Genomic DNA, 11,480 nt, shown 5'->3' with positions numbered 1-11,480 from the left:
CCACGCCCGAGGCCGGTAACAACGGCTCGATGACCTGCCACTGCTCATCAGTCAACTCATGCCTTTTCACCATCAACCAAGATCAAACCAGGCCACCCACACCCACTTTGAGGACACCCCCTAGGGGACCGGGCGCGTTTCCGGAGCTTCGGCGCGAAATCGGCGCGGTGCGAACCGGATGTCCGTCGATCCGGTCGGAACTGCCGCGCTGCTGCGGGCGGATCTGCTCGCAGCAGCGCGGGACCCCACCACCGGGCCACCGGAGGCATCGTCGGGGCATGAGCGACGACGACAAGCGACCGCTGTTCGACCAGCGGCTCAGGGAGCGGTTCTACGGGCAGCGCGTGCTGGTGCTCGACGGGGCCCTCGACGACGACAACGGAACCGTCCTGCTGGCGCAGATGCTGTCGCTGGCCAACGAGGACCCGGGCAAGGACATCGCGCTGTGGATCCACTCCCCCGGCGGCTCGGTGCCCGCGATGCTGGCGATCCGCGACGTGATGCGGCTCGTGCCCTGCGACGTCTCCACGCTCGCGCTGGGACTGGCGTGCAGCGCGGGGCAGTTCCTGCTGTCGGCGGGCACGCCCGGCAAGCGCTTCGCGCTGCCGCACGCCCGGATCCTGATGCACCAGGGCTCGTCCGGGATCAGCGGCTCGGCGGTCGAGGTGGAGGCGCAGGCCGACGACCTGCGGCACACCCGGGACACGGTGCTCGGCATCATCGCCGAGGACACCGGCCAGCCGGTGGAGCGGATCTTCGCCGACTCGCTGCACGATCGCTGGTTCAGCACCGGGCAGGCGCTCGACTACGGGTTCATCGACCGCGTCGTCGACGGACTCGGCCAGGTCGTGCCCGTGCGCGAACCGGTGGGGCTCGGCACGACGAGGGGAACCAGCGCATGAGCACCTACACGATCCCGAACGTGATCACGCGCAGCACCAACGGCGAGCGGATCATGGACGTCTACTCGCACCTGCTCGCCGAGCGGATCGTCTACCTCGGCACCCCGATCGACCCCGGCGTCGCCAACGCCTCCATCGCCCAGCTGCTGCACCTGGAGGCCGACGCGCCGGACCAGCCGATCAACCTCTACATCAACTCCGAAGGCGGCGACCCCTCGGCGATGCTCGCGCTCTACGACACCATGCGCTACATCAAGGCGCCGGTCGCCACGACCTGCATCGGCCAGGCGGTGGCGGCCAGCGCGGTGCTGCTGGCCGCGGGTGCTCCCGGGCACCGGGCGGTGCTGCCGCACACCCGGGTGGTGCTGCACCAGCCGGCCGCGCAGGGCCGGGGCTCCATCCCGGACCTCATCCTGCAGGCCGACGAGGTGGTCCGGGTGCGCACCCAGCTGGAGGAGATCCTCTCGGCGCACACCGGGCGCGACATCGCGACGCTGCGGCACGACACCGACCGGGACCGGGTGTTCGACGCCGAGGCCGCGGTCGCCTACGGGCTGGCCGATCACGTGCTCGAAGAGCGGGTGTGACCGCCGATCGGACGGGTTCGGCAACGCTCGATCAGCGTTGCCGCCCTTCGGTGTTCGAAGGCGCGTGCCGGTGAGCGAGGTGCGGTCCGGCGGGAGCTCCACGTCTGCGCGTCGAGTCAGCTCCTGGTGAACTCGGCCAGGTCGATGCCGCGTTCGGCGGCGAGGGCCTGCAGCTTCTCGGCGTCATCGGTCTGGACGCAGACGCAGGCGTGGAGCCCGTCGTCATCACGGCGGACGATGTAGAAGGCGGTGCTGTCGGTGAGCTGACCGCCGTCCGCGTCGTGGAAGATCCAGCGGACCTGGACCAGCTTGATCGCATCGGTGAGGTCCTGGACGTCCAGGCGCTCGAAGCTGACCGACGCCAGTCCGAGCTCGCGGTACAGCGGGTATGACTGCTCCAGACCCCGGGCCATGGACTCCCGGTCGTCGAGCACCCCGGCGAAGCGATCGTCGATGATCATTCCCGGCGTGGCCCACAGGGCGGCCGCGGCCTCGGAATCGAAGGTCGTGAGCGTCTCGGCGTAGCGCGCGAGGTAGTCGTCGATCTCGGAGTGGCTCATCTCCTCGACTCTAACCGCGAACGCCGTCGAGGCCATGTCGGCGCTTCCTCGGGCACCACCGCAAGCGCAGCTGCTAGGCGGCCATCAGCACCGGGCCCTGCGGACGTCCGCCGGCGGAGCGGTCGAGCGGCGCGCGACTGCGCCGCACCTGCCCGGCGATGCCCACGAGCAGGTCGGGGAGGTCGATGCCGAGCGCTCCGGTGACCGCGGCGATCATCTCGCTCGACGGCTCCTTGCGGCCGCGCTCCATCTCCGAGAGGTACTGCGGCGACACCCCCGCCCGCTCGGCGACGTCGACGAGCCGGTCGCCGCGCTCCTCCCTGGTCGTGCGGAGGGCGCGTCCGAGCTCCTCGCGCCACAGCGGATCCTGCCCGCCTTCGGGCGCGGCGGCGCGGCGCTTCTGGTGGAAGTCCAGGATGTCCGCCATGCCGACATCCTGGCACCCGCTCACCGACGGCGTACCGCGGTTCCGCTCACGGCGGACAGCGCGGGCGACCTACCGGGTCGGCTGCGCGGGTGCGCGCAGCAGGGCGCGGGTGCGGGAGCCGTCCGGATCGTCGCGGATCTCGTAGAGCTCCAGGCGCTGCTCGGGGTGGTCCGACTGCGCCCAGAGCTGGAAGTCGACGGTGATGTCGCCCGCGCTGGGGTGCGCCATGTTCTTGGTGCCCGCGACGCACTCTCCCACCCGTCCCGAGGCCCACAGCTCGGCGAAGGCGTCGTCGCGGATGCACAGCTCGCCGATCATGCGGGTCAGCTCCTCGTCGTTGGGGTACTTCCCGCTGATCAGGCGCAGGTAGGCGACGTAGTCGGCGGCCTCCGCGTCCCAGTCCCGGTAGAGCGCGCGCACCTGCGGGTCGAGGAAGAGCAGGCGCGGCAGCGACGGCCGCGCGGCGGGATCGTGCGGGGCGTCGGCCGGCAGGTGCGGGGCCACCAGGGCGTGCCCCAGGTCGTTCCAGCCGAGCACGTCGTTGCGCCTGCCGAGCACGATCGCCGGTCGCGAGCTGACCAGTGACAGGAGCTTCCGCGCGCTCGGGCTGACCGTCTCGGGCCCGGGGTCGGCGGCATCGGCGGCGCGCTTGTCCCTGGCCAGGTCGAGCAGGTGTTCGGTCTCGGTGACGGTCAGCTGCAGCGCGCGGGCGAGGGCCAGCAGGACCTCGTCGGAGGCGTGCCTGCTGTGCCCCTGCTCCAGCCGGGTGTAGTAGGTGGCGCTCACGCCGGCGAGCTGAGCGACCTCCTCCCGCCGCAGGCCGGGCACGCGGCGGCGCGTGCCGAAGCCGTTGAGCGGTGTGGCTTCCGGCGGCAGCGCGGCGCGCTTGGCCCGCAGGAAGACGGCCAGATCACCCGGATCGTTCACGGCTCGACGATATGCGCGCTCGGCGAGCACGACCATATCCCTGCCGGTACCACCCTCGGCGGTGCGCCCAAGAACCGGGACCTGGTAGCCCACCGGCGCTCCGACCAGCATCGACGGCATGCCATCAGCCATCATCGCGCTCGCGCTGACCTCGTTCGCGCTGGGAACCGCCGAGCTCGTCCCCAACGGTCTCCTACCTCTGATCAGCTCCGACCTGGGCGTGCCCGTGCCGCTGGCCGGCTGGGTGACCACCAGCTTCGCCCTCGGTGCGATGATCGGGGGTCCGCTGGTCGCGGCGGCGACCCTGCAGCTGCCGCGCAAGCCCCTGGTGATCGGCCTGACCGCGATCTTCCTGGTCGCCAACGCCGTCACCGCGCTCGGCGGATCGCTTCCGGTGATCGCCGCGTCCCGCGCCCTGGCCGGGGCGATGCTCGGCGGCTTCCTCGGCACCGCGATCACCGTGGCGCGCTCCCTCGTCGCGCCGTCGCGGCAGGCCACCGCGATCGCGGTGGTGTTCACGGGATTCACGGTGTCCAACGTGGTCGGCGTCCCCATCGGCAACGTGGCGGGCCGCATCGCCGGGTGGGGCGCCGCGTTCTGGGTGGTGGCCGCCCTCGCCGCGGTCGGCGCGGCCGCGATGTGGGCGCTGCTCCCCGCCGACGCCCAGGAGGGCGCCGAACCGTCGCAGGAAGCCCGCTTCGGCGTCCTGCTCAGCGGTCGGCTCTGGCTCGGGCTGCTCACCATCGCGCTCGGTTACGGCGGGCTCTTCGTCGTCCACACCTACATCGCGCCGTTCCTGACGTCGGTGACCGGCGCGCCCGACGGGTCGGTGACCTGGTTGCTGCTGCTGTTCGGCGCGGGCCTGATCGCGGGCAACGCGCTCGGCGGGCGCTACGCCGACCGCTCGGTGGTGCGCACGGTCGTGGTCATCCTGGCAGGCCTGGTCGTCGCCCTGCTCGCGCTGTGGGCGCTGGGCTCGTCCCTCGCGGCCGCCGTGGTGCTGCTGGTGCTGCTCGGCGCGACCGGGTTCGGCATGGTGCCGCCGCTGCAGTCCTACGTGCTGCACCTCGCCGGCACCGCGTCCTCGCTGGTCTCGGCGCTGGCGGCCGCCGCGTTCAACTTCGGCGTGGCCCTCGGGTCCGGCTTGGGCGGGCTGGTTCTCACCCGCGGTCAGGACTACCCGGCGCTGGCGTTGGTCGGGGCTGCCACGACCGCGCTCGGCCTGATCGCCTTCCTCGTCACCCACCACCGGCACCGGTCCCGCCCGCGGGCCTCCGATCACCGCGTGCCCCAACCGGCCTGAGCTCGTCGAGCGCGGATTCCCCGATCTCCGCGGGAATCCGCGCTCGCCGAGCAGCGACCGTCAGAAGGGGTAGGCCGGGAGCTCGCCGCGGACCGTGACCCACTGGGTCTCGGTGAAGGCTTCGAGGTTGGCCTCGGCCCCGCCGTGGCGGGAGCCGGTGCCGGAGTCCCCGACCCCGCCGAAGGGGGCGATGGCCTCGTCGTTGACCGTCTGGTCGTTGATGTGCACCAGGCCGGAGGGAATCCGGTCGGCCAGATCGAGGCCCTTCATCACGTCGCGGGTGAGGATGCCCAGCGACAGGCCGTACTCGGTGCAGTTGGCCAGCCGCACCGCCTCGTCGAGGCCGTCGAAGGCGACCACGGGCGCGACCGGTCCGAAGATCTCCTCCGCGTAGGCCGGCGCGGTGACCTCCAGGTCCGAGAGCACCGTCGGCCGGTAGAACAGCCCCTCGTACTCGCCGCCCGACCGCACCCGCGCCCCGCTCGACACCGAGTCGGTGACCAGGCGGTGGATCCCGTCGCGCTGTCCTTCGTCGATGACCGGACCCAGCGCGACGTCCTCGCGGTACGGGTCGCCGACCGCGAGCCGGTCGGCGTGCTCGGCCAGCGCCGCCGCGTAGTCGTCGGCGATGCGCGCGTCGACCAGGTGCCTGCTGGTGGCCATGCAGATCTGGCCGGTGTGGTTGAACGACCCGAACGCGCCGACCGACACGGCCCGCTCGACGTCGACGTCGTCGAGCACCAGCAGCGCCGAGTTCCCGCCGAGTTCGAGGTGGACGCGCTTGAGCCGGTCGGCCGCGGCCTTGGCGATGGCGCGCCCGGCCCTGGTCGAACCGGTGAACGCGATCACCGGCACCTGCGGGTCGTCGACCAGCGCCGCGCCGACGTCGGCCCCGCCGGGCAGCACGTGGAACAGCCCCTCGGGCAGCCCGGCCTCCTCGAAGATCCGGGCGAAGACCGCGCCGCCGCTGACCGCGGTGCGCGGATCGGGCTTGAGCACCACGGCGTTGCCCAGGGCGAGCGCCGGGGCGATGGCGCGGATCGCCAGGATGATCGGCGCGTTGAACGGCGAGATCACCCCGACCACGCCGACCGGGCGCCGGCGCGACATCGACAGCCGCGGCTGGTTCGAGCGCAGCAGCTGACCGTAGGGCTGACCGGCCAGCGCCGCGGCCTCCCAGCACTCCTCCGCGGCCACCGATCGGGTCTGGAACCCGGCGAAGGGGCGCGTGGCGCCGGACTCGCGGACCAGCCAGTCGTGGATCTCGTCCTCGTGCTCGACGAACAGCTGCGCGGCCCGCCGCAGCACCGCCGCGCGCTGGTCGTAGGGCAGGGCCGCCCAGGAGCGCTGGGCCTCGGCGGCCGATTCCGCGGCGCTTCGCACGTCCGCCGCGCTCGCCGCGCCGACCTGCGCCAGCGTCGTCCCGGTGGCCGGTTCCACGGCGTCGTAGGTCCCGCCGGAGCCGGGTTTCCAGCTCCCGCTGAAGATCCGCCCCTGCCACCTGCTGGCGTCCAGGAAATCCACTCTCGCACCTCCGTGCTGTTCGGATGACCGATCGGCAGGGGGATTCTGGGGCGAGATGTCCCGGCGCGCGGTCGTGCGCAGGGACATTTCGCCCGAGAAGGCGCGCCTCCCCGACCGCCCGTGCGCGCCCAGCCTACCGAGGCGGGGACGGCCCGCGGCCGCTCAGCGACGTGATCTACGAGTCAACCGCGGACCGGACGAGCAACCCGCGCGAGACGACCTCCAGCACCACCTGGATGGCGAGCGCCTCCACCGCCAGCAAGCCCACCAGCACGAACAGCTGCACCGCACCGGCCTGGACCGGGCCGGCCCCGCCGAGCAGCATCCCGACGAACGCGCCCGGCAGGGTCACCAGGCCCACGGTGCGCGTCTGGTCGAGCGCGGGCACCAGCGCCGTCCCCGCCACCGGGCGGACGATCTCCAGCCGCGCGTCCCGTTCGACCATCCCCAGCGCCAGGGCCGCCTCCACCTCGCCGCGGCGGTGCGCGAGCTCGTCGAGCAGCCGGCGACCGGCCAGCGCGGTAGCGGTGAGCGCGCCGCCGATCAACTGGCCGACCAGCGGAATCAGCACCAGCCCGGTCACCGGGACGGCGCCGGTCACCAGCAGCAGCGCCACCACCGGAGCCACCCCGGCGCCGATCGGCACCGCCGCCCACCACCAGCCGCCGCCGGTGGTGATGCGCCGGCCCGCGGTGCGCGCGGCGATGGCGAACATCAGCAGCACGAACAGCACGACCAGCCACGCCCACCGCACGACCTGGGTGATGATCAGCGAAACGGCCAGCAGCTGAACCGCTCCGCGCGCACCTGCGGCGAGAACCGCCCGGTACCGCGCGAAACCGCCCAGCCGCACCACGACCGCCGCCACGACCAGCAGCAGCACGACGACCCCGCCGAGCACCGGCGTGACCGGAATCGACCCCGAACCCACCCCGCGACCCTACGACGGCGCACCTCCCTCTTTTCATCAGAAGTCCCGCCGCGCTCAGGGACTTTTGATGAAGAAGGGTGGCGCGCCGTCGCGCGAACGCCGCTCAGGTCGGCTGTTCCGCGGCGGGCCGGGAGCGGTGCAGGAAGGTCGTGATGCCGGTGCGGAAGTCGGCGGCCGAGACCGCGGGGTTGCCGTTCCACCGGGTCGCCTCGCGCGCGGGTGCCAGCGCGGCGTTGACCGCGCGCTTCGCCGCGACGACGGCCGAGCGGGGCTGGTTCGCGATGCTGCCCGCGACGGCGGTGACGTGGTCCGCGAGCTCCGCCTCCGGGAGGTGCTCGTCGACGAGTCCTCCCGCGGCGGCCGCCGGGGCGTCCAGCAGCGAACCCGTGTAGAGCAGCCGCCGCGTCGACGACGGCCCCACCAGCGCGACCATCCGCGCGGCGAAGGCGGGACTGCACATGATGCCCAGCCTCGCGATCGGCATGCCGATGCGCGCCGCCTCGCCCATGAACCGCAGGTCGCAGGCCAGCGCCAGCTGGCACCCCGCGCCTGCCGCGATGCCCCGCACCTCGGCCAGCACCGGGACGGGGCACTCCTCCACCGCGCGGAAGGCCGACTCCATCCGCGCGAAGGAGTCCTCCACCGCGTCGAGCTCCGCGTCGGTCCACTCGGTGATGTCGGATCCGGCGCAGAAACCCCCGTCCCGCCCGCGGATCACGACCGCCCGCACGTCCTCGCCGCGCCCGAGCTCGGCCACCCGCTCGGCGAGCTCGCTCCAGCCGGCTCCGGTGAGGGCGTTGCGCTTGGCGCCCCGGCCGATCAGCAGCTCGGACACCGGTCCCCTGGTGACCACCTCGACCTGCGGGGTCACGACCTGCCCGGCGGTCACCGGATCGCACCTCGTTCCCGCAGCGCGCCGATCCGGTCCTCGTCCAGGCCGAGCGAGGCCAGGATCTCCCCGGTGTGCTGCCCGTGCGTCGGCGGGGCCGTGCGCACCCGCGGCGGCGTTCCGGAGAGCTTGATCGGCGAGGAGACGGTGCGCACCCGGCCCGCGGACGGGTGCTCGACGGTGGTGACCATCTCGCGAGCGACCACCTGCGGGTGGGCCAGCGCCTGGTCGACGGTGTTGATCGGGGCGGCGGGCACGGCGTGCTCGGCCAGCACCTTGCTCCAGTCCTCCGCGGAGCGCTGCGCCAGCGCCTCCTCGATGAGCGGGAGCAGCGCGTCGCGGTTGCTCACCCGGTCCGGGTTGGTCGCGAACCGCGGGTCGTGGACGAGGTGTTCGAGACCGATCGCGATGGCGAAGCGCTGCCAGAGCCCGTCGTTTCCCGCCGCCACCATGATGTGCCCCTCGGCCGTCGGGAACGCCTGGTAGGGAACGATCGTCGGGTGCGCCGAGCCGTAGCGCCCGGGCACCGCGCCGGTGGCGAAGTGCCCGCTCGCGACGTAGGTGAGCCAGGAGATCTGACCGTCGAGCAGCGACACGTCGACCCACTGTCCCTTCCCGGTGCGCTCGCGCTCCTTGAGCGCCGCGAGCACGCCGATGGCGGTCCACATGCCCGCGGCGAGGTCGGCGCCGGAGACGCCGAAGCGCACCGGCGGGCCGTCGGGCTCGCCGGTGACGCTCATGACCCCGGACAGCGCCTGGGCGATCGCGTCGTAGCCGGGCTCGTCGCGGAACGGACCGGTCTGCCCGTACCCGCTGATCGAGGCGAACACGATGCCCGGGTTGTCGGCCTCGACCTGCTCGTAGCCCAGGCCGAGGCGATCGGCGGTGCCCGGGCGGAAGTTCTCCACGATCACGTCCGCGGTCCGGGCCAGTCGCCGCACGACGTCGAGGCACTCCGGGTCCTTGAGGTCGACCGCCAAGCCGCGCTTGTTCCGGTTGACGCTCAGGAAGTACGCGGCGGTGTCGCCCTGGAACGGCGGTCCCCAGGCCCTGGTGTCGTCGCCGCCTCGCGCGTTCTCGATCTTGATCACGTCGGCGCCGAGGTCGGCCAGCGCCATGGTGCAGAACGGTCCGGACAGGATTCGGGACAGGTCCAGCACGCGCAGGCCGCCGAGCGCGCCTTCGTGGGACTGCCAGGGACAGGGGGCCGCATGCGTCATGTCGATCCTCCGCAGGACGAGGAGAGGGAAAGTGGATGAGTGGCTGATCCAGTTCTGGTCGAGTGGTTCAGCCAGTTCGCCACTCGTCCAGCACACTGCTATCCTGGTGTTCCGCTTGTCAAGGGGGTTCGATTGGCCGTCTCCGACTCATTCCGCCCGCTGTCGCGCACTCGCCTCTACGAGCAGATCGTGGCGCAGCTGCGGGAGTACGTCAGCACCTCGGGCCTCAAGACCGGCGACAAGCTGCCCTCCGAGCGGGAGCTCGCCGAGAAGATGGGCGTCAGCCGCGCCTCGATCAAGCAGGCGATCGTGGTCCTCGAGGTGCAGGGCCTGGTCGAGATCCGCCACGGCGGCGGGACCTACCTGCGCCAGGACTCCCTGAGCGTCGAGCCCATCGCGACCCTGGTCGAGCGGCGCCGGCGCCTGCCCGACGTGCTCGACGCGCGCGAGGCGATGGAGACCAAGCTCGCCGAGCTGGCGGCGCTTCGCAGGTCCGATGCGGACATGGCAGAGATCGAGGCGGCGCTGGAGGCGATGCGCGCGGAGATCGAGGACGGCGCCCTCGGCGAGGACGGCGATCGCCTGTTCCACCTCGCCGTGACCAACGCGGCCCACAGCGAGCTGCTCGCCGAGTTCATGCGCGAGACCGCCGAGCAGATCGCCGAGAGCCGCCACGAATCGCTGCAGCAACCGGGGCGCCCGCAGCGCTCGCTGGCCCAGCACACCCGCATCGCCGAGGCGATCCGCGCGCAGGACGCGACCGCGGCGATCGCCGCGATGCGCGCCCACCTGGAAACCGTGCGCGAGGTGCGGTTGCTGAGCTGGACGCCGAACGAGGACTGAACCCGGCGCCCGACCCCTCAGATCCCGCTGGGCACCACGAAGGCCAGCCACACGGCGAGCGGCACCACCGCCACGACCAGCCCGCCGTAGAGCAGCAGCTTGCGGAAGAACGCGTCGCGGTCGACGCCCTTGGCGTTGGCCAGCACGATCGCGCCGTTGGTGGAGAACGGGCTCACGTCGACCACGGTGGCCGCGACCGCGAGCGCCACGACCATGCCGATCGCGCTGATGTGCCCCTGCAGCAGGAACGGAACCGCGAGCGGGATGAGCGCCCCCATCAGCGCGGTCGACGAGGCGACCGCCGAGACCAGCGCGCCGACGTAGCAGAGCAGAACCGCCGCCAGCAGCGGCATCCCGATGCCGGCCACCGAGTTCCCCGCGTAGTCGATGGTGCCCATCGACTTCAGCACGCCGACGAAGGTGAGCACGCCGCACACCAGGAGCACCGTGGACCAGGCGACCTCCGAGGGCGCGTTGCGAGCCACCGCGGGGGACAGCACGGTCAGCACGACCGCCACGGTCACCGCCACCAGCCCGACGTCCAGGCCGAATCCCAGCGTCGTCACCACCAGCACCGCCAGCCCCAGCAGGGTGAGGGCCCGATCCCGGTCGAGGCGCTCGACCTGCTCGCCGTCGTCGCCCGAGCCGTGCGAGCCCGCGCCCCCGGACGACGCCGGCGCAGCACCGGAACCCGCTGCCACCGCGGCCATCTCGGGTTCGGCCACCGCCACCCGGGACTGCGCCCCGGCCCGCATCAGCCGCAGCCCGCCCAGCGCGCAGAACACCGCGACCGCGATGACCAGGTTCACCACCAAGCTGCCCAGGAACAGCAGCACCGGACTGCCCGGCAGCTGGTTGTTGGCCACCACGCCGTTGACGATGGTCCCGTAGATGCTGATCGGCGAGAAGCTGCCCGCCTGGGTGCCGTGCACGACCATCGCGCCCATCATCAGCGGGTTGATCCGGTACTGCGCGGCGAGGTTCAGCGCGATCGGCGCCACGATCGCCACCGCGGCCGGGCTGACCGCCCCGATGGCCGTGATCACCGCCCCGATGCCGAACATCACCCACGGGATCACCCAGACCCGGCCGCCGACCAGCCGGACCGACTTGTGCACCAGCCAATCGGTCGTGCCGTTGGCCCGCGCGATCGCGAACAAGTAGGTGACCCCGACCAGCACGACGAACAGATCACCGGGGAAACCGTCGAAGATCTCGTCTTCGGACAACCCGCCTGCGAGAGTTCCCACCAGGAACGCCGCGGCGAAGCACAGGACTCCCATGTTGACCGACATCGTGGTCGCCACGACGAAGGCCACCACCAGCGCGAGGATCGATATCAACTCGGGCGGCAACGCTGCCTCCTA

Annotated in this window: 12 protein-coding genes; 4 read left to right on the top strand and 8 right to left on the bottom strand. The window is 72.3% G+C overall.

Annotation, left to right across the window (positions count from 1 at the left end; all coding sequences use genetic code 11):
* The first annotated feature begins 278 nt into the window (after window positions 1–278).
* Entirely contained in the window at window positions 279–902 is a 624-nt protein-coding gene (locus ACFQRI_RS25890) for a ClpP family protease (RefSeq protein WP_380673054.1), read from the top strand.
* Window positions 899–1,489: a ClpP family protease gene (locus ACFQRI_RS25885; protein ID WP_380673053.1), complete on the top strand. Its 591-nt coding sequence runs from the start codon at window positions 899–901 to the stop codon at window positions 1,487–1,489. The genes ACFQRI_RS25890 and ACFQRI_RS25885 overlap by 4 nt, the downstream gene beginning before the upstream one ends.
* A gap of 116 nt (window positions 1,490–1,605) precedes the next feature.
* On the opposite strand, the gene ACFQRI_RS25880 is transcribed toward ACFQRI_RS25885, so the two are convergent.
* From ACFQRI_RS25880 to ACFQRI_RS25870, 3 genes are all read right to left on the bottom strand, one after another.
* Window positions 1,606–2,049 carry a hypothetical protein gene (locus ACFQRI_RS25880; protein WP_380673051.1) on the bottom strand — a complete coding sequence of 148 codons (444 nt, stop codon included), beginning with the start codon at window positions 2,047–2,049 and terminating at the stop codon, window positions 1,606–1,608.
* Window positions 2,050–2,122: 73 nt separating this feature from the next.
* Window positions 2,123–2,476: a helix-turn-helix domain-containing protein gene (locus ACFQRI_RS25875; RefSeq protein WP_380673049.1), complete on the bottom strand. Its 354-nt coding sequence runs from the start codon at window positions 2,474–2,476 to the stop codon at window positions 2,123–2,125.
* Window positions 2,477–2,545: 69 nt separating this feature from the next.
* A complete protein-coding gene (locus tag ACFQRI_RS25870) occupies window positions 2,546–3,403 on the bottom strand; it encodes a helix-turn-helix domain-containing protein (protein WP_380673047.1) in 858 nt (285 codons plus the stop codon).
* A 118-nt stretch (window positions 3,404–3,521) separates the two neighbouring features.
* Between ACFQRI_RS25870 and ACFQRI_RS25865 the strand changes: the two genes are divergently transcribed.
* The gene (locus ACFQRI_RS25865) at window positions 3,522–4,706 is read left to right on the top strand and encodes an MFS transporter (protein WP_380673045.1); all 1,185 of its coding nucleotides are present in this window, start codon (window positions 3,522–3,524) and stop codon (window positions 4,704–4,706) included.
* Window positions 4,707–4,766: 60 nt separating this feature from the next.
* Here ACFQRI_RS25865 and ACFQRI_RS25860 read toward each other — a convergent pair whose 3' ends face one another.
* The 4 genes from ACFQRI_RS25860 to ACFQRI_RS25845 form a co-directional block, all read right to left on the bottom strand.
* On the bottom strand, window positions 4,767–6,230 hold the full coding sequence (locus ACFQRI_RS25860; protein ID WP_380673043.1) for an aldehyde dehydrogenase family protein: 1,464 nt from the start codon (window positions 6,228–6,230) through the stop codon (window positions 4,767–4,769).
* 175 nt (window positions 6,231–6,405) lie between these two features.
* A complete protein-coding gene (locus ACFQRI_RS25855) occupies window positions 6,406–7,161 on the bottom strand; it encodes an ABC transporter permease (protein ID WP_380673041.1) in 756 nt (251 codons plus the stop codon).
* Window positions 7,162–7,264: 103 nt separating this feature from the next.
* Window positions 7,265–8,050, bottom strand: a complete 786-nt coding sequence (locus ACFQRI_RS25850; protein ID WP_380673039.1) for an enoyl-CoA hydratase/isomerase family protein — start codon at window positions 8,048–8,050, stop codon at window positions 7,265–7,267.
* Window positions 8,047–9,270, bottom strand: a complete 1,224-nt coding sequence (locus ACFQRI_RS25845; RefSeq protein ID WP_380673037.1) for a CaiB/BaiF CoA transferase family protein — start codon at window positions 9,268–9,270, stop codon at window positions 8,047–8,049. Before ACFQRI_RS25845 ends, ACFQRI_RS25850 begins: the two co-directional genes overlap by 4 nt.
* Before the next feature lie 132 nt (window positions 9,271–9,402).
* On the opposite strand from ACFQRI_RS25845, the gene ACFQRI_RS25840 reads away from it, so the two are divergent.
* Window positions 9,403–10,113, top strand: a complete 711-nt coding sequence (locus ACFQRI_RS25840; RefSeq protein WP_380673035.1) for a FadR/GntR family transcriptional regulator — start codon at window positions 9,403–9,405, stop codon at window positions 10,111–10,113.
* Window positions 10,114–10,130: 17 nt separating this feature from the next.
* Here the strand turns inward: ACFQRI_RS25840 and ACFQRI_RS25835 are convergent, their stop codons facing one another.
* On the bottom strand, window positions 10,131–11,468 hold the full coding sequence (locus ACFQRI_RS25835; protein WP_380673033.1) for an SLC13 family permease: 1,338 nt from the start codon (window positions 11,466–11,468) through the stop codon (window positions 10,131–10,133).
* Window positions 11,469–11,480: the final 12 nt, after the last annotated feature.

This window comes from Saccharopolyspora griseoalba, from assembly GCF_042665275.1.
Classification (GTDB): Bacteria; Actinomycetota; Actinomycetes; order Mycobacteriales; family Pseudonocardiaceae; genus Saccharopolyspora; species Saccharopolyspora griseoalba.
This window is presented reverse-complemented; position numbering and strand designations above follow the sequence as displayed.

Excerpts from the sequence above, each read along its gene's own strand:
- ACFQRI_RS25890 (WP_380673054.1), top strand. The coding sequence starts at position 279 with ATGAGCGACGACGACAAGCGACCGCTGTTCGACCAGCGGCTCAGGGAG.
- ACFQRI_RS25885 (WP_380673053.1), top strand. The coding sequence starts at position 899 with ATGAGCACCTACACGATCCCGAACGTGATCACGCGCAGCACCAACGGC.
- ACFQRI_RS25880 (WP_380673051.1), bottom strand. The coding sequence starts at position 2,049 with ATGAGCCACTCCGAGATCGACGACTACCTCGCGCGCTACGCCGAGACG.
- ACFQRI_RS25875 (WP_380673049.1), bottom strand. The coding sequence starts at position 2,476 with ATGGCGGACATCCTGGACTTCCACCAGAAGCGCCGCGCCGCCGCGCCC.
- ACFQRI_RS25865 (WP_380673045.1), top strand. The coding sequence starts at position 3,522 with ATGCCATCAGCCATCATCGCGCTCGCGCTGACCTCGTTCGCGCTGGGA.
- ACFQRI_RS25845 (WP_380673037.1), bottom strand. The coding sequence starts at position 9,270 with ATGACGCATGCGGCCCCCTGTCCCTGGCAGTCCCACGAAGGCGCGCTC.